We start from the raw sequence: 26,079 nt of genomic DNA on the forward strand, positions 1-26,079 counted from the left end.
GAAAATGGCTTATATCGTTTAGGATTCAGCATAGTTCTATGAAGGAGGAAATGAAATGGTAGATAAGTGGGCTTGGATGGGGGTCGCAGGGGCAATTGTGGGGTATGCCACTTTTGCCAGTATGAGCGTCCCGACATCAACGATTACAGAAGTAAATCAGAGTCATTCGACGGTTCCGCTTAGTACGCAGAATGAGCAAGGAAGCGCAGCGAAACGCATTGTACATGATCAGGAGATGCAATTTGAGGGGCCTGCTCATACGAACTTTACATTTGAAGAGGGACGGAAGCTGTATATCAGCATCAAGAATACAGGGAAGCAACCTATACGATATAAGCTTAAAAGCGCGGGTACGTCAGGCTTGTCAGGTCAGACAGATGGATTTTCCAGCCGAACGTTGCAGCCGGGAGAACGGCATGATCTGTTGTTGGTAAAGCCGGAGGAACAAAATGAAGCAACGAAGGATTCCACAACTGAGCTGATTTTGGATGTAAATACGGATGATGGCTCCAAAGGATCAGTGAAAACCTTCGCGTATATTACGCTGTAAGCCCCTTCCATATGGGCACGACATGCGGTCATTAGCCTACTTATGTTACAATAGAACGGTTGAAGACTTAATGAACAGAATAGGTCAGAGCAGAAAGCAGAAGCAGAAAGGATGACCCGTTGTGCCCAAAAACCAAGAATACGGTAATCAGAAAATGTCACGGAGGCTGTCACTCACAGCCATTTTACTTGCACTTACATTTGTAGCTCTCGCTGGCTGCGGCCAGGATAAGAATGCTGAAACTGTCGAGACCGGAAGCAATACAAGTGCGATAGAGCATAGAGCTAATGCGGATCGTAGTGGCTCAGCCCCAAATGAAAAAGTCGCGAAAGAGAGCGATAGTGCGGAAAACAACGGAAATGACGCGGAAAAGCCAAGTCCATCGGCCCCGGCTACTTCATCGGATGTTTCTTCCTCCCCAAAATCCGCCAATCCATCCCACAATCCTTTTGAGGCAGCAGGTATTCAGGACCCTAAGGCATTTTTGAACACGTTCAAAGCGTTGCAGAAGGCTGTTGCCGACAATGACAAGGAAAAGGTGGCCAATTACATTTTCTACCCTCTGCGCGTCAACGACAGCGAAAAGGCACTAACCATTCCGAATAAGAAAGAGTTCATTGCCAAGTACGATCAGATTTTTACGGACGCCATTCGTCAAGCATTGGTGAATCAAAAGACAGACGACTTGTTTGTCAATTATCAGGGGGTCATGGTTGGCTCGGGCGAGTTGTGGTTGAGAAGAGCTACAGACAATCCGAAGCTTTTTGGAGTTTTTTCGGTCAATCTTGAAACGGTCGCCAATTAAGCAGTTCCTCGTGTATGAAAATAGTTTGTAAGCAGTCGGGAACATTCGAATGTTCCTGACTTTTTATCCCCTCTTATCCCCTCAAGCTAGCGAAGCACAGATCATCCATGCCAAAAAAAGGTTTGACAACGCTCATAAACTCTCGTATTATATCTACATAACTCATTAAACAGGTAGGAATTAAAGAATTAAAGTATGATTTCGCCATTATGGCGGAGAACCTCTAGGAACAGCAGGCAGACACTTGTCCAAGCGACAGGTTTGACCTATCAGGGCTGCATCAGGGAATTCTCCGCTCTTTTTTTTGAATACGTCTGTCAATAACAGGCGTAAATGAATTTGTTTTTATTAATTACATAGAATTAGGAGGGTTTTGATGAAAGGGAAATGGAAAAGTGGACTTATTCTTGGGCTATCAGTGGTTTTGACGTTGACGTTAAGTGCTTGCGGAGCAAGCAAAGGAGAAACACAGGCGAATGGCAGCTCTGCTGCGGGTTCCAAGGATGTGGAGCTGCTCAATGTTTCTTATGACCCGACCCGTGAGCTGTATGAGGCGTATAACAAGGCGTTTGCCGCCCACTGGGAGAAGGAGAAAGGGCAGAAGGTTACGATTAAGCAATCTCATGGAGGGTCTGGCAAGCAAAGCCGTTCTGTGCAGGATGGGCTGGATGCGGACGTAGTTACCCTGGCTCTGGGCTACGATATTGATGCGTTACAGGAAAAAGGGCTGATTAAAGAAGGATGGCAAAATAAATATGAGCATAACAGTTCTCCATACACTTCAACCATCGTGTTGCTGGTGCGTAAGGGCAATCCGAAAGGAATTAAGGACTGGGACGATCTGATCCGGGGTGATGTGCAGGTCATTACGCCGAACCCCAAGACGTCAGGTGGGGCCCGCTGGAACTACCTTGCGGCATGGGCCTATGCGCTCAAGAAAAATAATAACGATGAAGCTAAAGCCCAGCAGTTTGTACAGGAGCTATACAAGCATGTGCCGGTACTGGACAGCGGAGCGCGTGGAGCGACAACGACCTTTGTGGAGCGCGAGATTGGTGACGTGCTGATCGCTTGGGAGAATGAAGCGCTGCTTTCCGTGAAGGAGCTGGGTACGGATAAATTCGATATCGTGTATCCGTCGATCAGCATTTTGGCCGAGCCTCCGGTAGCAGTGGTCGATAAGGTTGTGGATAAAAAAGGTACACGCGAGGTAGCAGATGCGTACTTGAAATATTTGTACAGCGAAGAGGGGCAAACCATTGCTGCCGAGAACTATTATCGTCCAACGCTGGATAGTGTAAAGGCGAAGTTCAAGGATCAATTTCCCAAGCTGGAGCTGGTGACCTTGAAGGATGTATTCGGAACGTGGAAGGAGACGCAGCAAAAGCATTTTAGCGACAAGGGCATCTTTGACCAAATTTATGTACCTGGAAGTTAATGGATTTCAGAGAGGGATGGACAGAACATGAGTCAAGTGCAAGTCACCCGAAAACGCGTACTTCCCGGGTTCGGGTTAACGATGGGATATAGTGTGCTGTACCTCAGTCTGGTGGTGCTGGTGCCTTTATCGGCGCTGCTTCTGAACTCAACCGGACTGACGTGGGAGAAGTTTTGGGATGTGGCGACTGACGTCAGGGTACTGGCTTCTTACAAGGTAAGCTTTTTGTGCGCTGCGGCTGCGGCGCTGATCGATCTATTCCTCGGCTTGCTGATCGCCTGGGTGCTGGTGCGTTATGAGTTTCCGGGAAAACGGATTTTTGATGCGGTGATTGATCTGCCCTTTGCTTTGCCCACGGCGGTTGCGGGTGTTGCCTTGACAGCTCTCTATGCGCAAAATGGCTGGATCGGTTCGTTGTTCGAACCGCTTGGCTGGAAGATGGCATATTCGCAGACGGGCATTACGCTCGCGCTGATGTTTATCGGCATCCCGTTCGTCGTGCGGACGGTCCAGCCGGTGCTGGAGGAACTGGACAAGGACGAGGAGGAGGTCGCTGCTACGCTGGGAGCCAGCAGATGGCGCACCTTCCGCAGCGTTATTGTGCCGGAGCTCGTGCCGCCGCTGCTGACGGGCTTTGCGCTTGCCTTTGCCCGTGGCATCGGGGAGTACGGCTCAGTCGTCTTCATTTCCGGCAATATGCCGATGAAGACCGAGATCGCTCCGCTGCTCATTATGTCCAAGCTGGAGCAAAATGACTATGCAGGAGCTACGGCGGTAGCCTTGATGCTGTTGGTCATTTCATTCCTGCTGCTACTGGTGATTAACAGCATTCAGCGCTGGTCGCGGCGCCGTACCATCTAACGTTATCACGCAGGACAGTATGTGTTTGATTCATACGATAGCGGTACATCCGCTATTTAAGGAGGAAGAAACATCATGTCACAAGCGATAACCGGACAGGAGCTTACCCATGCACCTGTGCCTTCATCTGCACCGCCCAACAGGGCTACAACCGAAGCCCCTTGGGTGAAGTGGACGCTGATCGGTGCCGCTTTTCTGGCTTTGCTGTGGGTGCTGGTACTGCCGCTGATCGTCGTACTTACCGAAGCGCTCAAGCAGGGCTGGGGCGTATACGTTGAAGCGTTACGCGACCCCGATGCCATGTCGGCGCTGCGGCTGACGCTGCTGGTGGCAGCCATAACGGTACCTCTGAATACGGTATTTGGCGTAGCGGCCGCTTGGCTGATTACAAAGTTTCAATTTCGTGGTAAGGGCTTGCTGGTCACCCTGATTGATTTGCCCTTTGCCATCTCTCCTGTCGTCGGTGGATTGATGTATGTGCTGGTATTCGGCGCACAGGGCTGGCTTGGGCCGTGGCTGGACGAGCATGATATCAAAATTATTTTTGCCTTGCCGGGCATTATTTTGGCGACGCTGTTCATCACCTTTCCTTTTGTGGCGCGAGAACTTATTCCAATGATGGAGGATCAGGGACAGCAGGAAGAAGAAGCCGCTGTCATGCTGGGCGCACGCGGCTGGCGTATTTTCTGGAAGGTGACGCTGCCGAACATCAAGTGGGGCCTACTGTATGGGATTATTTTGTGTAATGCGAGAGCCATGGGTGAATTCGGGGCGGTGTCCGTCGTCTCGGGACATATCCGTGGAGAGACGAATACATTGCCGCTGCATGTGGAAATTTTGTATAACGAATATCAGTTCTCGGCATCCTTTGCGGTGGCTTCACTGCTGTTGTTACTGGCTCTCGCTACCTTGGTGCTTAAAAGCTGGTTTGGGCGCAAACGGGTTCATTAATGAAACGCAGGAACGTACTTGATTTCACAGGGTTTCTCTTCGCGTCTATCGTCGATGTTTGGCGATAAGATGGGAAGGGAGGCCCTTGTTCTAAGATGACTTATATGGATAATAAAATGATCATATCAAGGCACGTAGCTGTGCCCAAGAGGAGCGAAGGGAATTATGAAACATCCGTTTCAGTCCTACCGTCAGCTGTTTCCGGTGCTGTCCTCTCATATTCATCTAGGGAGCTGCTCCCAAGGAGCCATATCAAGGCCGGTATCTGCCGCAATTGAGGAATACCATCGAAGTTTGCTGCAACACGGGCATAACGGCGACTTGTCTATGGCACGGCTGGAGGAAGCCAGAGGACATTTTGCCAAACTGATCGGGGCAGAGCCAGGCGAGATTGCAGTTATATCCTCAGCCTCTGAGGCGATTGCCGGGGTGGCAACTGCACTTCCTTTTGTATCGGGAAAAGAAGGCATTGTGTACGCAGATACTGACTTTCCGACGGTTGGGCACATCTGGCAAGCACAGGACAGGTTTCGTGATCACATTCGTTGTATCCCCTCCATTCATGGTGAGGTTACTTTAGAGCAGTATGAAGAACAAATTACCGAAAATACAGCGCTCATTATGGTGTCCCATGTGAACTATTCCAACGGATTCCAGCAAGATCTAAAATCCATGGCGGATGTGACTCACCGAAATCAGGCGGTGCTGTTCGTGGATGCCTATCAGTCTGCGGGAATCATACCTATGGATGTAAAAGCGATGGGCGTGGATATTCTGGTGGCGGGTGCCCGCAAATATATGCTGGGGATTCCGGGAGTTGCTTTTCTTTATGTGAGCAACGATTGGATAGATCGCTTCAAGCCCAAACTTACCGGCTGGCTTGGACAGGAATCCGCTTCCCGGTTTGATATTGCACGCCCGGTCCCGGCGGCAGGAGCCCGACGCTTCGAGACGGGATTGCCTTCATTCATTAGTATCTTTGCCGCCAATGCAGCCTTAAAGCTGCTGCTGGAAATCGGAGTCACGGATATTCAGGCGTATATGAGCGAATTGTTGGAATTTTCTATGGAGTATGGACGCCGCAAAGGGTTAAGCATACGCTTGCCTTCCGGGGAGGGCGCTTTACCTGGTTTTATCGCTGTTGAGGTTGCCGATGCATCGGCGGTTGAGAGCCGTTTGAGAAGCCAAAATATTATCGTTTCGGCACGGAAGGATGTGATTCGCTTGGCTCCGCATTTTTACAATACGGCAGAGGAAATCCGACGGGTGATGGACGAGGTGGCGACCATTTGCTGAATCTAAAAAGCCTCTTCTGCGTAACGGGAGCGTAATGTTGTCCCTTTTACACAGGAGAGGCTTTTTTGGCATTTTCAATCTTGTCGATTATACAATCCGCTTGCGCAGCCAGCCGGAAATTAAATCCGTTAATATGATCAGGATCACAATGCCCAGCAAAATGACACCTACGCGGTTCCAGTTGCGCATTTGGAGCGCAAACAGCAGAGGAGTACCGATACCGCCTGCACCGACCAGACCGAGCGTGGTTGCGGAACGAATGTTAATTTCAAAACGGTAGAGCGAATAGGAAAGGAACTGTGGAATCACCTGCGGCAGTACGGCGAAGAAAATCACCTGCAAACGGTTGGCACCACAGGCGATCAAGGCTTCCTGCGGCCCGTGATCGACGCTTTCGATCGTTTCTGAAAAAAGCTTCGCCAGCATGCCGATGGAGTGAATACCGAGGGCAAGCACACCCGCGAATGAGCCGGGTCCAACGGCCTTGATGAACAGGATCGCGACGATCATTTCAGGAAATACCCGAATGACGCTGAGTACAAATTTACCGCTGCCCGACAAGGGGCGTAACCGAGTCATGTTGCTGGATGCCCAGAAGGCAAACGGGAGACAGACAAATGCGGATACAAAGGTTCCGAGAACGGAGATAACCAGCGTATCCAGCAGCCCACGTAGCAAGTCCTCTCCTTCAGGAATGTAAACGAATGACCAGTCAGGATGAAGGAATCCGTCCAATATAGCGACAGAAACGTTTTTGGCGGTCCCCTGTAATCCTTCGAACTGCATCCCACGGAAAGCCCAAATATAAATAATGATTAGCAGAATAGCTATCGCCCATAGGCGCAGGCGGGAGCCAACAGGTCTGCGAAGCGTAGGATCATTCATAATAATTTCCTCCGTAGCAGGTTACTGCCGTAATCAATCGCCAGAACGATGACGAGGGTCAGTAGAATAATGATACTTGCCCGGTCATACCGGAACAGGCCAAGCGAACGGTCGAGCAGCAGGCCGATACCGCCCGCGCCGACCAGCCCCAGAACAGAAGCCGCACGTACATTGACCTCAAAGGTGTACAGCAAGTAGGACACAAAATAGGGCAATGCCTGCGGTACGACACCGAAGGCAATCACCTGAATGCGGCTCGCGCCAACGGCAGTCATGGCTTCCAGCGGGCCGGGATCAATGGCTTCAATAGCCTCGAACGTCAGCTTCGCAATGATGCCGAAGGAGAAGAAGAGCAGGGCGAGCATCCCTGCGAACGGCCCGATGCCGAACACCGCCACAAAGATGGAGGCAAACAGCAGATCGGGAACGGTCCGCACGAGGTTCAGGATCGTGCGCATCGGCAGCGAGATCAGCTTGCGCGGCATGACATTGTAGGCGCACAGCAGGGCGACGGGAATAGCCAGCAGCGCACCCAGCGTCGTGCCCACAATGGCAATCTGGATGGTTTCCAGCATCGGCTTCCAGATGGTGGGCAGGTAGCTCCAGTCAGGCGGGAACATTTCGCCAAGTAATTTGCCCATCTCCGGCAAGCCGACGATCAACTGGTAAGGCGTAGCATCCGTATGAATGGAGCAGGCCACCAGCACCACGATAAAGATCATCCAGGTGGCGTAACGCTTGTAACGCCCCGGCAGGGGCGGCCCCGCGGGCGGCTTGGATTGCTGCGGCTGCGGCGGTCCGGCTTGTGGTGACGGCGAAGAGAGCGGCTGGGCAGTGGAGTCGGGCTTCATGATCCCACTCCCAGCAGCTCATCATGCTTGATGGCCCGGCCGTAGATTTCCGCAAAAGCGTCATCCGTAGCTTCCTCCGGCGTGCCGTCAAAGACGACCTCTCCGGCACGCAATCCAATGATCCGCGTCGCGTATTCGCGCGCCAGATCAATGAAATGCAGATTGACGATGGTCGTAATCTGCATGTCACGATTGATCCGCTGGAGGTCGTCCATGACCTGGCGGGTGGTCAGCGGATCAAGCGATGCGACAGGCTCGTCCGCCAGAATAATCTTGGCCTCCTGCGCCAGAGCGCGGGCGATGGATACGCGCTGCTGTTGACCGCCGGACAGCTCATCGGCCCGGCTGTAGGCCTTTTCGCGGATGTTCACGCGTTCCAGTGCCGTTAGGGCCAGCTCGACATCCTCCTTCGGAAAGAGGCCAAGAATGGTTCTGAGCGTCGAATGATATCCGACACGGCCGGAAAGTACGTTGCGGAGCACGGTTGAGCGCTTGACCAGATTGAAGCTCTGAAAAATCATGCCGATATCACGGCGAATGCGGCGCAGCTCGCTGCTTCCGGCAGACGTGACAGACCTGCCGTCCACGACAATGTCGCCGGAGGTAATGTCATGCAGTCGATTAATGGAACGCAGCAGAGTAGACTTGCCCGCACCGGACAAGCCAACAATGACGACCATTTCGCCCTCTTTAATCGTCAGATTAATATTGTTCAACCCTTTGGTGCCGTTCGGGTATGTTTTCGATACATTGCGGAATTCGATCATATGCTCCCAACTTTCTCCCCCCGATGGGGTGGAATGAAAACAACACCGCCATGAATACATGGACGGTGCTGCCCTGTCATTCGTAATGCCTGTTTCGTAGCTGTTGCTTCATTACAATTACGCGTTTGCTCCTATTACTTAACTGCTTGGCCGACGGCTTCGGCATATTCACGTACAGAATCGAAGTTTTTATCGTCGCCCTTTTCATAGCCTACATGCGTATAAATTTCTTTAATGATTTCGCCGCCCGCAGGGTCTTTGGCGATATCTATAAAGGCTTGGCTGATTTTGTCTCTCCACGCTTGATCCATATCGGAACGTACGCTGACCGTATCATTCGGAATTTTAGCTGTGTAATGAATGACACGTGTTTTTTCAAATACATCCGGAATTTCCTTCTTAACCGTGTTGCGTGCATCCTGGAAAACAGCTACAGCATCAACCTGACCGTTCAGTAGCGCCAGAATAGCGGCATCATGGCCTTTGATCGTTACGCCCTGCACATCCGTGTCCGGGTCCACGCCAGCTTTCTTCAGCTCTGCTGCGGGATACACATAGCCTGCGGAGGAGGTTACATTTTGCCAGCCGACTTTTTTACCCTTCAGGTCAGCCAGGCTTTGAATCGGAGAATCTTTTTTGACCACGATCATGGATTTATAAAAGTTTACTTTTTCAGTTGTATCCTTGCCTGTACCGTCTTCAATACCGTAGCGTTGGGCTTGCAGGAGCAAGTCAGCCGCTTTACGGTTATCGTGTGCCAGAACATAGGCATTCGGTGGAAGGAAACCTACATCTACCTGTTTGGAGGACATGGCTTCCACAATCGTGTTGTAGTCAGGAGACACGGTTACTTTTACCGGAATTCCTAGCTTGTCGCCCAGCAGCTTTTCGAGCGGCTTGGCTTTGGCTTCGAGCGTATCTGCATTTTGTGAAGGAACGAACTGTACTTTTAACTCTGTAGGAACATAGGCTGTGCTTTCGCTTTTCGTGCCATCTGTGCCTGGAGTGGATGCGCTGTTGTTATTGCTTGCATTGGAGCTGCAAGCGGCCAGACCTGCCGCCAGTGTGAAGGTCATGCACAAGGTCAGTGCTTTTTTAAACAAAATAATTTCCCCCTAAAATAGTAATAACGAAGATAAAATTGAAAAAGTCTGTAAATTCTGTGACAAACAGAATCTTAACAGCTAGTCCGGCTCTTAGGGTAAAAACCATTCCTGACTTTGGTAAAAAGTATGTAAAATATATCTTTTGCTCTCTCATTTCTGTTCATTTAACATTCTCTTAACAGTGCCCTGTTAGACTTGTTCAAGCTCTAAGACCGAAGCTGAGGGAGAGAACAGGATTGGATATTTCAGATATCAATAAAGAGGTACGACAGCAGACGCTATGTCCTGTGAGAGTGAAATTTCGCATTATGGTTACGACCGATCTGCATGTCAGCTTGTGGAATTACGATTATTATACGGATCGGGAAACGTTGCAGTACGGTCTTGCGCAAACAGCCAGTCTAATCCAGGCAGCTCGGGCCGAGGTACCTAACCACCTGCTGCTGGATAACGGGGATGTTATTCAAGGTAATCCGATGGGGGATTATGCTGTACAGCTTCTCCAACAGAACCCGAACGCCGTGCATCCTGCCTATAAAGCGATGAACCTGTTAGGGTACGAGGCGGGCAATATTGGAAATCACGAATTTAACTATGGATTGGAATATTTACAGACTTGCCTTCAAGGAGCCAAGTTTCCTTATATCAATGCCAACATTTATACAGTCGTGGAAAAAGAACGAAATTACTTTACACCTTATCTGATACTGGACAAGACAGTGGAGGATGAGGCAGGCGACAAGCACTTGTTGAAGGTGGGGATTATCGGGTTTGTGCCTCCGCAAATTATGCAATGGGACAAGGCGTGGCTGGAAGGAAAAATCATCGTCAAGGATATGCTAGACACCGCAAGACAGTTTATTCCGCAAATGAAGGCAGAGGGAGCCGATTTGATTATTGCCATGCCTCACGCGGGCTTCGAAGATATTCCTGAAACGCCATATATGGAAAATGCGGTGCTGCATCTGAGCAATGTAGAAGGGATCGACGCTATTTTGTTTGGTCATGCGCATAAAGTATTCCCCGGCCCCTCGTTTGTTGGTCAAACGGGTGTGGACGCGGAGCGAGGCACCATCCATGATATTCCGGCGGTAGAGCCGGGCTTTTGGGGAGATCATCTGGGTGTCATAGATCTGGACCTGACCCTTATGGACGGAGCGTGGCAAGTGGCTGCCTCTTCTGCGGAGGTACGTCCGGTGTATGATCCCGTACGCAAGCAAGCACTGGTGCAGCCGGATACTGCCATTCAGCAGGTGGTTGCGGAAGAGCATGCCGGAACGCTGGACTATATTCGCGCACCTGTTGGGCGGACGATGGTGGCAGTAAACAGCTTTTTTGCCCAGGTGATGGACGATGCTTCCGTTCAACTCGTGAACGACGCGCAAATTTGGTATGTAAAGCAGCAGATGCAGGGGAGTGAGTACGAAGGTCTGCCCGTTTTGTCGGCAGCGGCTCCCTTTAAAACAGGCGGCAGATATGGTCCCTCGTATTATACCGATATTCCGGCGGGGACTTTGGCGATCAAGCATATCGCCGATCTGTACAATTTTCCAAACACGCTGCATGTCGTCCGACTGACCGGGGGAGAAATTCAGGAATGGCTCGAATGGTCTGCCGGACAATTCCGACAAATTGATCCTTATGCAGAACAGGAGCAAGCGCTGATTGATTCGGATTTTCCGAGCTTTAACTTCGATATCATTGACGGGATCAGCTATCAGATTGATGTGACGCAGCCCGCCAGATATGATGCAGCTGGAATATTGAAGGAACCGGATGCGCACAGAATCATTCATATGTCCTTGGATGGAGCGCCGATAGATATGCAGCGAAGCTATTTGGTTGTCACGAACAATTATCGTGCGTTTTCTTCTACATTGGTCAATCCGGGTGGGGAACGAATCGTACTCGCTTCACCGGATGAAAATCGGCATGTGCTGACCGAATATATGCGGCATATGAAGACGTTGACGCCCAAAGCAGACGGTCACTGGTCCCTCTCACCATGGCCGGGCCGCCCGCACGTGACATTCCTGACCTCACCGCAAGCAACGGATGCCGCCAAAGCCCATTCAGAGTTGCTTTATGAAGGATTAACCGCAGAGGGATACGCCAAATTTGCCCTGGATTTCGGGCAATCCTGAATTTTTTTGAACAAATACATGACAACATATCCAATGAGGGAAAAGAGGACTCATTTCCATTCTTTATGAGCCTATGGCATCAAATGTCGAGCAAGGACTGTCCTTTCGGGGGCGGTCTTTTTGCACACGGATTATTTGAAATCGTACGAAATTCGTAATTTTATATGTCCTGAGTCGCGTTTAAGTTATTGACCTCCGTTATAATTAGACATATACTTTGTTTAAACAAATTTTGGTTTAAAAGGTAATGAAAAAGTCACCATCATTTGATGGAGGGGGTGTCCCTTTGGAAAAAAACACCACGATTCGTGCAGAAATTGAAAAGTATATTCAGCGTGAAGGTATTTCCATGCAATGTTTCGCAGACGCTTCCAAGGTAAATCCGGGTACACTTAGTGGTATACTTAACCGGAATCCCCCACGGCCGATTTCAGTTAATCAGCTTGATCTGATTACCGGGGCTATGGGATTGGAGGAAGGGGCCTTGTTCGAGATGTATGTGGATGAATGTTTTATTCATTCCTTACCGCATTGGAGGAGGTTACGTCCGTTTCTTCTCCGTTGTTCGGAGCTGAACAAGCTGGAATGTATTTGCAGCGTACTTGGCTATCTGATGGATGATTTATCGAACATTCCGGCTATTTTTGAGACCGCAGAAGCGATGTTTGATGACGACAGATATGAAGCCGCCTTGCTTCTGTACAATTGCGTCATCGAGAGTGAGAAATATACCCACTCCGAGCGGTTAGCGATCAGCTATTTCCGTATATTCCAGATTCAGATCAAGGATAACAAACGGAGCTTGAAGGCTGCTGTACAATTCCATTTGTACCGTGGTCGGTTGCCGGAAACTTACGCATTGGAAGGCTTACATATGCTATCTCAAGTGTTTGCGTTAAAAATGCAATGGTCCGAGATGGAAATGTATGCGGACGAGCTGCGAGAATTGGCTCAGGCGCTATACCGCAATCGGAACCGCTTTGGAGATGAGCATCTGGAGTTGCTCAAACCGCTTGTCTACTATTATGCACAGGGTCATCTGCTCAAGGCCAGCTGCTATGAGTTTCAGGGCAGGTATGAGGAATCCAAGAAATGGATTGATGGGTATGCAGATTTGAGCTGGTTTGAAGGATTGGACGAGGAAGGCCGGAAAGTAGTGGACATGCATCGTGTGTATGCTCGAGGCAATCGGCTTTGTATTGAAATTAAAATGGGCAATACCTCTGCAATTTATGAATATATTACGTATTTGCGCGAGCATCCGGACGAGACACTGGAAGGCTTGAATACGCTGCTGGAATCAGCGAACAGGTTCGGTTACTTTGTGGATGCCGAGCTGGGGCTATTCAGTCAGCAACTCAAGAGCTTCTGGGAGCTTGCCCCGGATCAATGGGACACTCACTACCGCAAGCATTTTAATGCATTCCGTTTCGCCTCCTTTTGCAAGGTGTATGCCGAATATCATTTTCGGAAGGGCGATTATGCAGAGGGAGTGGGGCAAACACTGCATTGCTTGCAGCTGGCTGTAGACAATAGCTATACTGAGCATATTATTGGTTGCATGGCTTTGTTTGAGCAGCACCGGAATTTTTCTACCCCGGAACAGCAGCATCTATATCAGAAGTTTTGCCTGGGGGTGCGTGAAAATGAAAAGAATCATGCCTATGATCACAGTACCGGCGGATATATGTAATCTGTGTAATTCAAACCTTCATCTATCCTATTCTTGCGAGGATGCTCCCGATCCAAGGGAACGTTCTCGTTTTTTAATGCTACTGTATTCTGTGACTTTTAGCATTGGAAGAATGCATTGCGCGTTGACAAGTTTCGCATGCGGGATTAGGATAAATGCAGCACAGTAAGTGAAGGAGAGCATGTGAAAATGACGATTCCCAAAACATTAACGATAGCCGGCTCCGATACCAGCGGCGGCGCTGGTATTCAGGCAGATTTGAAAACCTTTCAGGAGCTTGGCGTATATGGAATGAATGTATTGACAACCGTAGTTGCGATGGAACCCAAAACCTGGGACCATCTTGTATATCCTGTTGCGCTGGATGTGGTAGAAGCACAGCTGCGCACGGTATTGGAAGGCATCGGCTTTGACGCCATGAAAACGGGTATGCTCGGTTCTGTTGATATTATCGAACTGGTTGCCAGCCATCTGCGCAAGCATGACCTTAAACGGGTCGTTATTGATCCGGTTATGGTCTGCAAAGGCACGGATGAAGTGCTTCAGCCGGAAAATACAGAAGCGATGCTGGAATTTCTGATCCCGGGCGCTGATCTGGTAACGCCGAATTTGTTCGAGGCTTCGCAATTGGCGAAGAACGGACCGATTACGACGCTGGAACAGATGCAGGAAGCGGCTGCGATTATCCATGAGCGCGGGGCGAAGCACGTGCTGATCAAGGATCGTGGTAAAATCCGCGCAGGTAAAGCGATGGATCTGTTGTATGATGGAATCACCTTCGACTGGTTCGAGGCGGATGTTGTGAAAACAAGCTTCACCCACGGTGCAGGCTGCACCACGTCGGCAGCAGTAACGGCTGGCTTGGCTCAGGGGCTGACCGTACGTGAAGCGGTGGATCAGGCCAAAAAATTCATTACACAGGCGATTGAAGGCAGCTTCAAGCTGAATGAATTTGTCGGCCCGACTCTGCATGCGGCACATCGTTTGCAAAATCAGTAAAGCAGGAATGCATTTATAAAATCCGGATTTTGCAAACTTCTCAAATGGCTGCTATAGGGAGTGCATCTACGAAATATGTACCGTTAGGCTAGAGACTTAAGCCGCAATACAGGGTATTGCGGCTTTTGGTGTTGTATTTTTTTGGAATTATATCTTCCAGTTTGCTCTAATCGTACTGTATAATAGGCATCAGATTTATTAAATGTAGGGAGGACTCGAAGCAATGACATTATTCAGCCAAATGGCTTATATCCGACCAGAGCAAACTGAAATTGAACAGCGGTTTAAAACGCTGTTGCAGCAATTTCGTGAAGCGGACAGCGTAGAGCGTCAAAATGAAGTCATTCATGCCATTAATAAGCTGCGCAGTAACGTGGAAACGCAATTGCAATTAGTAGAGGTTCGGCACTCCATTGATACGGAGGATGCATTTTACAAAGCAGAGCAAGAGTACGCTGATGATTTCACGCCGGTCATTCAGGAGTATGTAACTGATTACTACCGGGCATTGGTGGACTCGCCGTTCAGGGCCGAGCTGGAGAGCCAGTGGGGTAGCCAGCTTTTCAGTATCGCCGAGGTATCACTCAAGTCGTTCCACCCGGATATTATTGAGGATTTGCAGCAGGAGAATAAGCTGACCTCCGAATACTCCCAATTGATTGCTTCAGCGAAGATTCCGTTCGAGGGAGAAGAACGTACATTGTCGCAGCTCCTGCCTTTTGAAATGGCGACAAACCGGGAGACACGCAAACAGGCCTCCGAGGCCAAGTATCAATTTATGAGCGAGCATGAGGATGAGCTGGATCGAATTTACGATGAACTGGTTAAGGTACGCACGCGCATAGCGCACAAGCTGGGTTACGATAACTTTGTAGAGCTGGGCTATGCCCGTTTGGGACGTACGGATTACAATGCCGTTATGGTTGCCAATTTTCGCGAACAAGTGCTGAAGCATATCGTTCCGCTGGCAACCAAGCTCAAGGAGCGCCAACGCGAGCGGATCGGAGTGGAGCAGCTTCGCTATTATGATGAAGGCTTTAACTTTTTGTCAGGCAATCCTACACCCAAAGGCGACCCGGAGTGGATCATTCGTAATGGAGCGCGTATGTATGAGGAGCTATCACCGGAAACCCATGAATTTTTCAGCTTTATGATCGAACGTGGGTTGATGGACCTGACTAGCAAAAAGGGCAAGCAAAGCGGAGGCTATTGCACGTTTTTGAGCGAATATGGCACTCCGTTTATTTTCTCCAATTTCAATGGTACCTCCGGTGATATCGACGTGCTGACGCATGAAGCGGGTCATGCCTTCCAGGTGTATGAAAGTCGACACTTTGAAATCCCCGAGTACCACTGGCCAACCATGGAGGCGGCTGAAATTCATTCCATGAGTATGGAGTTTTTCGCATGGCCTTGGATGAAGCAGTTCTTCGAGGACGATACGGATAAATATCACTTTGAACATTTGTCCTCATCGTTGTTATTTGTCCCTTACGGCGTAGCTGTGGATGAATTTCAGCATGCAGTATATGAACATCCAGACTGGACGCCAGCCGAACGTAAAAGTGCATGGCGCTCCATTGAACGCAAGTATAAACCGCATCTGGACTATGCAGGCAACGAGTATCTGGAGCAGGGCGGGTTCTGGCATAAGCAGGGACATATTTTCCAATCCCCGTTCTACTATATCGACTACACACTCGCGCAATTGTGCGCATTTCAATTCTGGAAACGTATGAGCATCGACCGGACAGCTGCGTGGGAAGATTATTTGAAGCTGTGCCGTGCCGGGGGGAGTCATTCTTTTACCGGATTGGTGGAGCTGGCTGGTCTGATCTCGCCGTTCCAGGATGGATGTATTGCCTCTGTGATCGGAGAAATTGAAGCTTGGCTGAACAGCGTGGATGATAAAAAGCTTTAAGCTTAACCCAAAAGGGCATTTCACTTACCAGTAAAAGCTGGAAGGCTTGCAAATGAGATGTCCTTTGGGATGGAAACAGAGCTGTTGCACGGAAAAAGCCGGGAATCCCTACATGATGTAGAAGTCCCGGCTTTGTGTGCTTTTAGAGCAAATAGAACTCCATTAAAGCTTGGTATTCAGCGGTTTGAGGTTGGCTTCAATGGAGGCGCGGCGCGATTCCAAAAATGGCGGTAACGCCAGCGATTCACCCAGAAACTCCAGCTCTTCATCTGTATCAAAGCCGGGTCCATCGGTTGCTAATTCAAACAAAATGCCATTCGGCTCACGGAAATACAATGAGCGGAAGTAAAAGCGATCCACGAACCCTGAGCTGGAAATTTGCAGTTGGTTCATACGATCAACCCACTGTCTAAGCTCTTCCTCAGTTGCAACACGGAAGGCTACATGATGCACACTGCCTCGTCCCGGGCGCTCTTGTGGAAGATCATTGCGTTCTTCCAGATGAACCTCAGTCCCGGTACCGCCTTCGCCGGTTTCATAGATGACCACATCCGATTGTCCTGCAACAGGAGAAGGATAGGAGCCCTTTTTGCGGAAGCCCATCACCTGCTCCAGAATAAGAATGGTATTCTCCGCTTTGGGAATGGTCAGATGAACCGGCCCAAGACCTACAATGCCGTATTCAGCAGGGACAGGGCTTTTCTCCCAAGGCGTGCCGCCTCGCACTCCGTTGTCATGCTCATCCGAAACCAGGAAGAAGCGCTGTCCTTCAAAATCCTCAAACGAAAGCGCCAAACGTCCCGCTTGATCCGTAATTTCACCATGCTTTACATCCAATTGCTCAAAACGGTCTTTCCAGTAATCCAGTGCCTTGTCATTCGGTACCCGCAGGGAAAGCGCCGAAATACTGTTATTCCCCGTACGAGTTTGCCCAGCATGCGGAATCTCAAAGAAAGTGACTTCGGTACCAGCCGTTCCGCGCTCATCTCCATAAAAGAGGTGATAGACGCTAACATCATCCTGATTCACCGTTTTCTTAATGAGCCGAAGTCCCATTACCTGAGTATAAAAATCAACATTCTTAGCCGCCGCCGCTGTAATCGCCGAAACGTGATGCAATCCTAACAGTTTCATGTCATTATTCTCCTTGGTTTTTATATGATTAGCATGTAAAAGCAAAATAAACAGTCGTAAACTTTTCTTTATTATTTATTATCTTGATATTAAGATATATTATTTTGGATTGTTTGTCAACTTGAATTATACACGGACTCCAAAGACGGACAAAAATAGAAATTCGAAATCATGCAAAAGCATATACAATAAAGCCTGATATAGCCCAATGTAGATAGAATGAATTTTATTATAAAAGGAGTGTACTCGATGTATGCGGATAAGGATTTAACCATTAGGCCCATTACATAAGAAGACTTACAGGCTCTTTGGACGTTAAGTTATAAAGAAGAAGCACCGGAATGGAAGCAATGGGATGCGCCTTATTATGAACATAAGACACTTTCTTATGAAGATTATCTCCAAGATAAGGAAAAGCGAGTCGGGCAAGATGATTATTGGGAGCATAAGCCTTCTCAATGGCTTGAAATAGGGATAGGTATCTATGATTCGCAATATTGGAGCCGTGGGTTTGGTACTAGGGTACTTCGACTGTGGATCACGCATTTGTTTAATACATTACCTCTAGTAAGAGTGGGCTTTACAACCTGGTCAGGAAACCATCGGATGATGAAGGTTGGGGAAAAACTGGGGATGACCTTGGAGGCCCGGCTTCGAAAGTGCAGATATTATAATGGACAGTATTATGATTCGATCCGAATGGGGCTTTTGCGGGAAGAGTGGAAGTCGTAAGCTCCTCATTCAAAATTTTTAAAATCAAGTAGATCAAGCTGTCGGGATGCTCCCGACGGCTTTTTTTGCATGTTTTGTTCATTTCAAAAAATTTGACAGATACGAGATGACTGATATAATTTATGCTAGTTGATTTTTGATAATGATTATCATTATTGGAGGGGAGGACAGGGCCGAAGCTTGGTACAGGTTGTTGGAGAACAGGCTCCCTTGGTTAGAACATGAAATTGCGTTATTTAATACTGGCTTTTCTGGTACTGGCCTTCGCCTCGGTTTTTATCGGTGTTCATGATGTAACTCCACTTGATTTGTTCTACTTAACCAATGATCAGGCGCAGGTACTCCTGATTAGCAGACTACCGCGTTTGATCAGCATCATCATCGCAGGAGCGAGTATGAGTATCTGTGGGCTTATTATGCAGCAGCTTACCCGGAACCGATTTGTATCGCCCACCACCGCAGGGACGATGGATGCAGCACGATTAGGTGTGCTGATGGCTATTATGGTGTTTGGAGCGGCTGGATTTTGGACGAAGATGCTGACGGCTTTCGGGTTTGCCCTGGCGGGGACACTGATTTTCATGAAAATACTGGATAAAATCCGTTTCAAGGACCCGGTATTTATCCCGCTGGTCGGTTTGATGTTCGGGGGCATTTTGAATTCGGTGACGACCTTTTTCGCCTATAAATACAATCTGATCCAGAGTATTTCCTCGTGGATGCAGGGTGATTTTTCACTGGTGATGAGTGGTCGCTATGAGATGCTGTATCTTAGTGTTCCTTTGGTTGCATTAGCGTACATATATGCGAATCGTTTCACAATTGCAGGCATGGGCGAGGATTTTGCGGCAAATTTGGGCGTACATTACAAGCGCACCGTCAATGTCGGTCTGGTGATCGTGGCTTTGGTTTCCTCCGTCGTCATATTGACCGTGGGAACGATCCCTTTTCTGGGGCTGGTTGTACCCAATCTGGTCAGCATGTATATGGGCGATAATCTGAAAAAAAGTTTGGCCCATACCGCAACCTTGGGCGCCGTCTTTGTGCTGTTTTGCGATATTTTGGGACGGGTCATCATTTATCCGTATGAAATATCTGTAGGGCTAACGGTTGGTGTGATCGGGAGCGCGTTGTTCTTGTATTTGCTGTTGAGGAGAAGGGCCTATGAATCCTAAATTAAAAATTGGCATACTAGCCGCTGCCGCGCTTGTGTTGATTGCTGCTTTCGTGTTTATGGATCTTCCGCATACCTGGCACTACGCGCTGCCGCGACGATTGAAAAAGATCGCAGCCTTCATCCTGACAGGTGGCTCGATTGCTTTTGCAACGGTTATTTTCCAGACGATTACGAACAACCGGATTTTGACCCCGGGTATTATCGGACTGGATTCACTGTATATGCTGGTTCAGACGACCATTGTTTTTGCGTTTGGCTCCGTACCGTTCATTTCGACCAGCAGAGAGCTGAACTTCTTATTATCTGTGGGACTGATGGTGCTGTTCGCGGGTTTACTGTACAAATTAATTTTTCGCAAGGACGGACGCGGGATTTATGTACTTCTGCTGATCGGTCTGGTGTTCGGCACGCTGTTCAACAGCTTATCTACCTTTATGGAAGTGCTGATTGATCCGAACGAATTTGCCAAAATTCAGGACAAAAGCTTTGCCAGCTTCAGTAATGTGAACACCGAGCTGCTATGGCTGTCCGTCGTGATTCTAGTGCTCGTATTTGCTTATGCGTGGAGGTTCATCAAGTATCTGGATGTGCTGTCGCTGGGACGGGAGCATGCGATTAACTTGGGGCTACCATACGGTTTTATTATTAAAAGATTGCTAGTGATTGTGGCGATTCTCATCTCCATTTCCACGGCGCTCGTCGGACCGATTACTTTTCTCGGGTTGATTGTGGCGAATGTGGCCTATCAGGTGATGAAGACCTATCGGCACAGATATATTATTCCGGCCTCCATCTGTGTCAGTGTCATTGCATTGGCAGGCTGCCAACTGCTGGCAGAAAGAGTATTCGACTTATCGACAACGGTCAGCGTCATTATTAACTTTATCGGGGGGGTGTACTTCCTGTACCTTTTGCTGCGGGAGAATAAATCATGGTAGAAGTCAAAAACGTATCCAAACGCTACGGGAATAAAAATGTGGTGGATCAGGTATCCGTCACCGTACCGAAAGGCACCATTACCTCCTTTATTGGACCCAACGGCGCGGGAAAAAGCACATTGTTGTCGATGATCAGTCGTCTGACAGACAGCGATGAGGGAGAAATTCTGATTGATGGGCAATCCGTGAGTCTGACGAAAAGTGAGGAGCTGGCCCGGAAGATATCCATTTTAAAACAGACCAATGATGTCAACATTCGCTTAACCGTCAAGGAGTTGGTCAGCTTCGGCCGTTTTCCCTATTCCAAAGGCAGATTAAACAGCGAGGACCGCAAAATGGTCGAACAGTCCATGACCTACATGGGGCTGGAGGATATGAAGGACAAGCATATTGATTTGCTTAGCGGTGGACAGCGACAGCGGGCCTTTATTGCGATGATTCTGGCTCAGGATACGGAATACATACTGCTGGATGAGCCGCTGAACAATCTGGATATGAAGCATTCGGTTCAGATTATGAAGACGCTGCGCGGTTTGGTGGATGATCTCGGCAAAACGATTCTGGTCGTGCTTCACGACATTAACTTTGCCTCCTGCTATTCGGACTATATTGTGGGGATGAAGGACGGCAGGCTACTGAAGCAGGGAACCGCTGACGAAATGATTGATAGTCAGGTATTAAAGGATTTGTACGATATGGATATTCCGATTCAACAGATCGGTGATCATAAAATTTGCGTTTATTTCACATAGGGGGAATGTAAAATGAAGAAAAATATGATGTTTTTAACGCTGATGCTGGCGCTGGTACTGATCGTGTCAGCCTGCGGCAAAGCGGCTCCAGCCACTCAGGAAGCGACGGGCAACGGATCATCTTCTGCTGCAACAACAGAATCCAAAACCATCGAAGTTAAACATGCATTGGATGAAAATCCGGTTCAAGTAAAGGTCAATCCGAAAAATGTCGTTGTTTTTGACTTTGGCGCGTTGGATACGCTGGATAAGCTGGGTGTTGACGTTGCGGCGGTAGCACAGCAGGACCTTCCTACATATTTGAGCAAGTATAAAGATTCCAAATATGCAAGTGCAGGTACGCTGTTTGAACCGGATTACGAGAAAATCAGCGATCTTTCTCCTGAATTGATCATCATTGGTGGCAGACAGGCAGATGCGTACAAAGAATTGAGCAAAATTGCACCGACCATTTCGTTGGCAGTAGACACCAAGGATTTTGTGAATTCCTTTAAGAAAAACGTTGAAACACTGGGTAAAATTTTCGCTAAAGAGGATGCTGCCAAACAGGAATTGGCTACGATTGATAGCTCCATCAAGGCCGTACATGACAAGGCTGTAGCGAGCAAAGCCAAAGGACTAATCGTACTGACGAATGAAGGTAGCCTGAGCGCATATGGCGAGCAATCCCGCTTCGGTATCATTCATGATGCTTTTGGCGTAACCCCTGTGGATCCTGACATTAAAGTATCCACCCATGGACAAAAGGTTTCATTTGAATATGTACAGCAAAAAAATCCGGATTACATCTTTGTCGTTGACCGTGGAGCTGTTGTGGTAGAGGAGGGCAAGGAACAGGTCACAGGCAAACAAACGATTGAGAATGAACTGGTGAAGAAAACCAATGCATTTAAAAACGGTCATATTGTGTATCTTGACCCGAACTACTGGTACCTGTCAGGTAATGGTCTGGAATCCGTATCGGAAATGATCAAGGAAATTGACGCCGCGTTGTAATGGATAACATGCAATAACCCCAAAGGATTGGAGATCGTGAGTCTCTATGCCCTTTGGGGTTATTTTTTGCGTATAATAGAGTAATATTCAAAAATTGATGTTACACGCTATTGAAAGTGAGGGAACCCATATATGAAGAAAAATCGTCTGGGATCTTCGGATTTGCTGGTAGGCGAGATTGGCCTGGGCTGTATGTCGGTCGGTACGGAGGAACAGCAAGGTGTTTACCTGATCCATGAAGCGCTGGATCGGGGCGTGAACCTGCTGGATACGGCGGATTTGTACCATCACGGACGTAATGAGGAAATCGTGGGTGCAGCGATTCGTGGACGGCGTCAAGATGTCGTTTTGGCGACCAAGGTCGGTAATCGGCGTATGCCGGGCCAGGAGGGCTGGGGGTGGGACCCGTCCAAGGAGTATATTCTGTCTGCGGTCAAAGAAAGCCTGCGCCGCCTGGGGACGGACTATATCGACCTGTATCAGCTTCACGGAGGAACGATTGACGATCCCATCGACGAAACGATTGAGGCTTTTGAACAGCTCCAAAGGGAGGGGGTCATCCGTTATTATGGCATTTCCTCAATTCGCCCTCACGTCATCCGCGAATATGTCGAGCGTTCCAATATCGTCAGTGTCATGAATCAATATAGCTTGCTGGACCGTCGGGCAGAGGAAGAGGTACTGTCTTTGCTTCAGGAGCGCGGAATCAGTGTCCTTGCACGCGGGCCTGTCGCCAGCGGCGTGTTGACCGACGAAGGCGAAGGCAAGGTAGCCAAGGGCTATCTGGACTACAAAGAGACGGAGCTGCTGGACGTACGCAAGCAATTAAAGGCGTTCACGGGGACAGAGCGCAGCATGGGGCAGACGGCGATCCGTTATAGTCTGTCTCATCCGGCTGTCGCTGCCGTTATTCCGGGTGCAAGCTCTTTGGGACAATTGGAGCATAATATCGCAGCAGCAAGTCTCCCGTCGTTAACCCAACAGGAGCGGGAGGTGCTACAGCAGATTAGCCGGGCTAACCGCTATGATTCGCAATACCGCTGATACGAGCACACGTAGGGCAGAGGGAATCTTTGTCACACGGTCGGGTCGAAAATGCGATTTGCCAGCCAGTATATCGGGCCATACGTTCGAACGTGTACTCACCGTAGTTGCAATATATGAAAGAATCATTACAATATAAGAGTAAGCTCAGGTTTATAATCCATATTCGAGTATGGAGACGTTCATAAATATACTTTAGGAGGAACCAACAAATGGAACGCATCGAATCACAGCAGCAGTATCAGGATTTGATTAACGGTGACGGCTTGACGGTCGTAAAATTTGATACAAACTGGTGTCCGGATTGCAAGACACTGGATAAATTCATGGGTGGCATTATCGAGGAAAATGCGGATAAGCGTTTCTTTGCGCTTGATGCCGAGAAATTCCAGCCGATTGCCGAAGAAAATCAAGTGCGTGGAATTCCGAGCCTGCTTGTTTTCCGTAACGGCGAAAAAATTGCTCATTTGCACAGCAAATATGCCAAGACGCCAGCACAAATTTCCGAATACCTGACCACGTTGGAATCAAAACAATAATGAATGATGCAACATGCTGAAATAGAAAAAGGGTTATCCCATGGCTGACAAATCAAGCCTATGGGATAACCCTTTTTTGTCATACGAAACGAGCTGTTATTGCTGAAAAGCATGAAGGCTTTGCGGCAACAAACAACAGCTTACAAAATAATGAAGAAGAACACAGCCGCCAATACGAAGCGGTAGATGGCGAATGAAGTCAGGCTCAAGCGTTTGAGCAGACCGAGGAACGTTTTGATCGCCAGCATTCCGACGATAAAGGCAGTGATAAAGCCTGCCGCGAACACCGGAAAATCGCTCATGGACAGATGGTCCATGCTTTTGATCATATCAATGCCCGATGCGCCCAGCATGACTGGAACAGAAACCAAAAATGTAAATTCAGCGGCTGCTGTATGGCTTACACGGGCGAATAGGCCCCCGGACATGGTTGAGCCTGAACGGGAGAAGCCGGGCCATAAAGCCAGGACCTGGAACAAGCCAATCGTAAAAGCCTGCTTATACGTAATGTCATCCACCGTATGCGATTTAATAGGCGGATGGAATTTTTCAGCCGCGATCATGAGCAAGCCTCCGATGACCAGACTGTACAGAACAGTTTGAGGGCCAAACAGGTATTGCTTGATGACATCACGGAACAGCACGCCAATCACACCCGCAGGGATCATGGCCAAAATAATGTGTAGCAGGTTCAGACGTGGCTGGCTCGAGATTCTGCGTCTGAAATCAAACAGGCTCAGGAACCTGCGCCAGTACAATACGACGACCGCCAGCACAGCACCCAATTGCACAATAACCTCGAACGTTTTGACTGTATCACTCTCCGTATTTAACCCCAGAAGATCAGCCGTCAGGATCATATGACCCGTCGAAGAGACCGGCAAAAACTCTGTCAGCCCTTCAATAATGCCCATAATAATAGATGATAAAATATCCACTTTACTATTTCCTCCTTACACGCGTGCAGGGCAAACGGCCTAAGCCGTTTGCCCTGGAAGTATGTCATTTCAGTAGGAGTGAACGCAAGTGTCAAGTGCACAGTGCAGGCCACTCAGGTCACAGAGGTTCACTCCCGGGAAGAAGTGTCCGATTCCGCTTCCAACTCAGATACAGGAGATTCATTGTGTAGAATAATCTCCACCCGTCGAATACGATTTTTACCCATTTCCCGAATGATAAATTTCACATCATCTTCTATGAATTCCTTGCCCTGTCTCGGTTCTGGAACCCGACTATACACCCACCCTCCGACAGTATCCACGTCCTCATCGTCCAACGTCAAGCCAGTCAGATCACTCAGATCGGAAAGCATCACCTTGCCATCCATCAAATAACGGTTCTCCGTTAATTTCTCGATTTCCTTCCGTTCATCCTTATCAAATTCATCACGAATTTCGCCAACAATTTCCTCCAAAATGTCTTCAATGGTAATCAGACCGGAGGTTCCGCCGTATTCATCGACGAGAAGGGCGATATGAACCTGCTCCTTCTGCATGCGTTTAAGCAGCGTGTTGACAGGTATCACTTCCGGAACAGTCAGGATCGGTTGAATCAGACTATGGAAATCAAGCTCAGGGTTGCGGTCATACTCAAGGAACAATTGCTTGGTATTAATCATACCGATGATCTGATCCTTGCTCTCTGTCGCCACCGGAAAACGGGTATACTGCTCTTCGTGAATGGTTAGCATGTTTTCTTTCAGCGAGCGATTCGTAAACAAGCATACCATATCTGTACGTGGCACCATAATTTCTTTGGCAACGGTCTCGTCAAAAGCAAAGATACGATTCACGTAGCCATATTCGGTGTTATTGATCTTACCACTTTCGACGCTTTCGGACAAAATGATCTGAATTTCCTCCTGCGAGTGTGCTTCCTCATGCTCGCTTGCCGGTTGAAGACCAAACAGACGAACCAGACGGTTGGCCGAGCCGTTCAGGAGCCAGATAAACGGATACATAATCCGGTTAAACCATACGATGACCGGGGAGGTCAATAAGCTCACGGCTTCTGCTTTGCGGATCGCCAGCGTTTTGGGAGCCAGCTCACCGATAACCACGTGCAGGTAAGTTACAATGACAAATGAAATAATAAAGGCCAGGATATGTGAAAATTCCCCATTGATGTTGAGCTGTTGAAAGAGAGGCTCCAGCAATTTGACCACGGTCGGTTCACCGAGCCAGCCGAGTCCCAACGCTGTAATCGTAATACCAAGCTGACAGGCGGACAGGTAGCCGTCCAGATTATTGACGACCTTTTGTAGCGCCAGTGCGTTTTTACGGTTCTCCACTACCAGCTGATCGACCCGGCTGGAACGGATTTTAATAATCGCAAACTCGGTAGCCACGAAGAAAGCACTAAATATAATCAACACCGCGAACAAAAATAGACTGACACCTATACCCATGTAATTTTCACTCATCCCTTTTTCGTTCAATTTTTAATGAACTCCATTTTAAGTTCACTTGAACTTATTTTAAGAACTTAAAAGCAAATATAC

General features: G+C 48.6%; 23 protein-coding genes and 1 pseudogene. 17 read left to right on the forward strand and 7 right to left on the reverse strand.

What is annotated here, in order from left to right:
• Window positions 1–55: 55 nt before the first annotated feature.
• The 6 genes from ACIFQM_RS04230 (at window position 56) to ACIFQM_RS04255 (ending at window position 5,901) form a co-directional block, all read left to right on the forward strand.
• Complete coding sequence (locus ACIFQM_RS04230; protein WP_430043905.1) at window positions 56–550, forward strand: hypothetical protein; 495 nt, start codon at window positions 56–58, stop codon at window positions 548–550.
• A gap of 121 nt (window positions 551–671) precedes the next feature.
• Window positions 672–1,355: a hypothetical protein gene (locus tag ACIFQM_RS04235; protein WP_430043907.1), complete on the forward strand. Its 684-nt coding sequence runs from the start codon at window positions 672–674 to the stop codon at window positions 1,353–1,355.
• Window positions 1,356–1,731: 376 nt separating this feature from the next.
• On the forward strand, window positions 1,732–2,793 hold the full coding sequence (locus ACIFQM_RS04240) for a sulfate ABC transporter substrate-binding protein (RefSeq protein WP_430043908.1): 1,062 nt from the start codon (window positions 1,732–1,734) through the stop codon (window positions 2,791–2,793).
• Between the two features lie 27 nt (window positions 2,794–2,820).
• Window positions 2,821–3,654 (forward strand): sulfate ABC transporter permease subunit CysT, encoded by an 834-nt coding sequence (gene cysT, locus ACIFQM_RS04245; RefSeq protein WP_430043909.1) that lies wholly within the window; start codon window positions 2,821–2,823, stop codon window positions 3,652–3,654.
• Between the two features lie 75 nt (window positions 3,655–3,729).
• Complete coding sequence (gene cysW, locus ACIFQM_RS04250) at window positions 3,730–4,605, forward strand: sulfate ABC transporter permease subunit CysW (RefSeq protein WP_430043910.1); 876 nt, start codon at window positions 3,730–3,732, stop codon at window positions 4,603–4,605.
• A gap of 165 nt (window positions 4,606–4,770) precedes the next feature.
• Window positions 4,771–5,901: an aminotransferase class V-fold PLP-dependent enzyme gene (locus ACIFQM_RS04255; protein ID WP_430043912.1), complete on the forward strand. Its 1,131-nt coding sequence runs from the start codon at window positions 4,771–4,773 to the stop codon at window positions 5,899–5,901.
• A gap of 87 nt (window positions 5,902–5,988) precedes the next feature.
• On the opposite strand, the gene phnE (ACIFQM_RS04260) is transcribed toward ACIFQM_RS04255, so the two are convergent.
• From phnE (ACIFQM_RS04260) to ACIFQM_RS04275, 4 genes are all read right to left on the reverse strand, one after another.
• Window positions 5,989–6,786: a phosphonate ABC transporter, permease protein PhnE gene (gene phnE, locus ACIFQM_RS04260; RefSeq protein ID WP_430043913.1), complete on the reverse strand. Its 798-nt coding sequence runs from the start codon at window positions 6,784–6,786 to the stop codon at window positions 5,989–5,991.
• On the reverse strand, window positions 6,783–7,637 hold the full coding sequence (gene phnE / locus ACIFQM_RS04265; RefSeq protein WP_430043916.1) for a phosphonate ABC transporter, permease protein PhnE: 855 nt from the start codon (window positions 7,635–7,637) through the stop codon (window positions 6,783–6,785). Before phnE (ACIFQM_RS04265) ends, phnE (ACIFQM_RS04260) begins: the two co-directional genes overlap by 4 nt.
• On the reverse strand, window positions 7,634–8,404 hold the full coding sequence (gene phnC / locus ACIFQM_RS04270; RefSeq protein ID WP_430043919.1) for a phosphonate ABC transporter ATP-binding protein: 771 nt from the start codon (window positions 8,402–8,404) through the stop codon (window positions 7,634–7,636). Before phnC ends, phnE (ACIFQM_RS04265) begins: the two co-directional genes overlap by 4 nt.
• A gap of 134 nt (window positions 8,405–8,538) precedes the next feature.
• Window positions 8,539–9,507, reverse strand: a complete 969-nt coding sequence (locus ACIFQM_RS04275) for a phosphate/phosphite/phosphonate ABC transporter substrate-binding protein (protein ID WP_430043921.1) — start codon at window positions 9,505–9,507, stop codon at window positions 8,539–8,541.
• A gap of 239 nt (window positions 9,508–9,746) precedes the next feature.
• On the opposite strand from ACIFQM_RS04275, the gene ACIFQM_RS04280 reads away from it, so the two are divergent.
• From ACIFQM_RS04280 to ACIFQM_RS04295, 4 genes are all read left to right on the forward strand, one after another.
• Window positions 9,747–11,654 carry a bifunctional 2',3'-cyclic-nucleotide 2'-phosphodiesterase/3'-nucleotidase gene (locus tag ACIFQM_RS04280; protein ID WP_430043923.1) on the forward strand — a complete coding sequence of 636 codons (1,908 nt, stop codon included), beginning with the start codon at window positions 9,747–9,749 and terminating at the stop codon, window positions 11,652–11,654.
• A 286-nt stretch (window positions 11,655–11,940) separates the two neighbouring features.
• Window positions 11,941–13,347 carry a DNA-binding protein gene (locus ACIFQM_RS04285; RefSeq protein ID WP_430036965.1) on the forward strand — a complete coding sequence of 469 codons (1,407 nt, stop codon included), beginning with the start codon at window positions 11,941–11,943 and terminating at the stop codon, window positions 13,345–13,347.
• A 189-nt stretch (window positions 13,348–13,536) separates the two neighbouring features.
• On the forward strand, window positions 13,537–14,346 hold the full coding sequence (thiD, locus tag ACIFQM_RS04290; RefSeq protein WP_430036962.1) for a bifunctional hydroxymethylpyrimidine kinase/phosphomethylpyrimidine kinase: 810 nt from the start codon (window positions 13,537–13,539) through the stop codon (window positions 14,344–14,346).
• Between the two features lie 223 nt (window positions 14,347–14,569).
• A complete protein-coding gene (locus ACIFQM_RS04295; RefSeq protein ID WP_430036960.1) occupies window positions 14,570–16,267 on the forward strand; it encodes a M3 family oligoendopeptidase in 1,698 nt (565 codons plus the stop codon).
• A gap of 162 nt (window positions 16,268–16,429) precedes the next feature.
• Here the strand turns inward: ACIFQM_RS04295 and ACIFQM_RS04300 are convergent, their stop codons facing one another.
• Entirely contained in the window at window positions 16,430–17,401 is a 972-nt protein-coding gene (locus tag ACIFQM_RS04300; RefSeq protein WP_430036958.1) for a ring-cleaving dioxygenase, read from the reverse strand.
• A 249-nt stretch (window positions 17,402–17,650) separates the two neighbouring features.
• Here ACIFQM_RS04300 and ACIFQM_RS04305 point away from each other — a divergent pair.
• The 7 genes and pseudogenes from ACIFQM_RS04305 (at window position 17,651) to ACIFQM_RS04335 (ending at window position 23,579) form a co-directional block, all read left to right on the forward strand.
• Window positions 17,651–18,133 (forward strand): annotated as a pseudogene (locus ACIFQM_RS04305) (GNAT family N-acetyltransferase).
• A gap of 221 nt (window positions 18,134–18,354) precedes the next feature.
• Window positions 18,355–19,308 (forward strand): ABC transporter permease, encoded by a 954-nt coding sequence (locus ACIFQM_RS04310; protein WP_430036955.1) that lies wholly within the window; start codon window positions 18,355–18,357, stop codon window positions 19,306–19,308.
• Complete coding sequence (locus ACIFQM_RS04315) at window positions 19,298–20,248, forward strand: iron chelate uptake ABC transporter family permease subunit (RefSeq protein ID WP_430036952.1); 951 nt, start codon at window positions 19,298–19,300, stop codon at window positions 20,246–20,248. The genes ACIFQM_RS04310 and ACIFQM_RS04315 overlap by 11 nt, the downstream gene beginning before the upstream one ends.
• Window positions 20,242–21,000 (forward strand): ABC transporter ATP-binding protein, encoded by a 759-nt coding sequence (locus ACIFQM_RS04320; RefSeq protein WP_430036950.1) that lies wholly within the window; start codon window positions 20,242–20,244, stop codon window positions 20,998–21,000. The genes ACIFQM_RS04315 and ACIFQM_RS04320 overlap by 7 nt, the downstream gene beginning before the upstream one ends.
• Before the next feature lie 12 nt (window positions 21,001–21,012).
• On the forward strand, window positions 21,013–21,996 hold the full coding sequence (locus ACIFQM_RS04325) for a siderophore ABC transporter substrate-binding protein (RefSeq protein WP_430036947.1): 984 nt from the start codon (window positions 21,013–21,015) through the stop codon (window positions 21,994–21,996).
• A gap of 132 nt (window positions 21,997–22,128) precedes the next feature.
• Window positions 22,129–23,040, forward strand: coding sequence for an aldo/keto reductase (locus tag ACIFQM_RS04330; protein ID WP_430036944.1), 912 nt, complete (start codon window positions 22,129–22,131; stop codon window positions 23,038–23,040).
• 212 nt (window positions 23,041–23,252) lie between these two features.
• The gene (locus ACIFQM_RS04335) at window positions 23,253–23,579 is read left to right on the forward strand and encodes a thioredoxin family protein (RefSeq protein WP_430036941.1); all 327 of its coding nucleotides are present in this window, start codon (window positions 23,253–23,255) and stop codon (window positions 23,577–23,579) included.
• A 140-nt stretch (window positions 23,580–23,719) separates the two neighbouring features.
• Here the strand turns inward: ACIFQM_RS04335 and bacA are convergent, their stop codons facing one another.
• Window positions 23,720–24,517 (reverse strand): undecaprenyl-diphosphate phosphatase, encoded by a 798-nt coding sequence (gene bacA, locus ACIFQM_RS04340; protein WP_430036939.1) that lies wholly within the window; start codon window positions 24,515–24,517, stop codon window positions 23,720–23,722.
• 128 nt (window positions 24,518–24,645) lie between these two features.
• Entirely contained in the window at window positions 24,646–26,016 is a 1,371-nt protein-coding gene (locus tag ACIFQM_RS04345) for a hemolysin family protein (RefSeq protein ID WP_430036936.1), read from the reverse strand.
• Window positions 26,017–26,079: the final 63 nt, after the last annotated feature.

The organism is Paenibacillus sp. NRS-1782 (genome assembly GCF_050467685.1).
In the GTDB taxonomy this organism is placed as follows: domain Bacteria; phylum Bacillota; class Bacilli; order Paenibacillales; family Paenibacillaceae; genus Paenibacillus; species Paenibacillus terrae_A.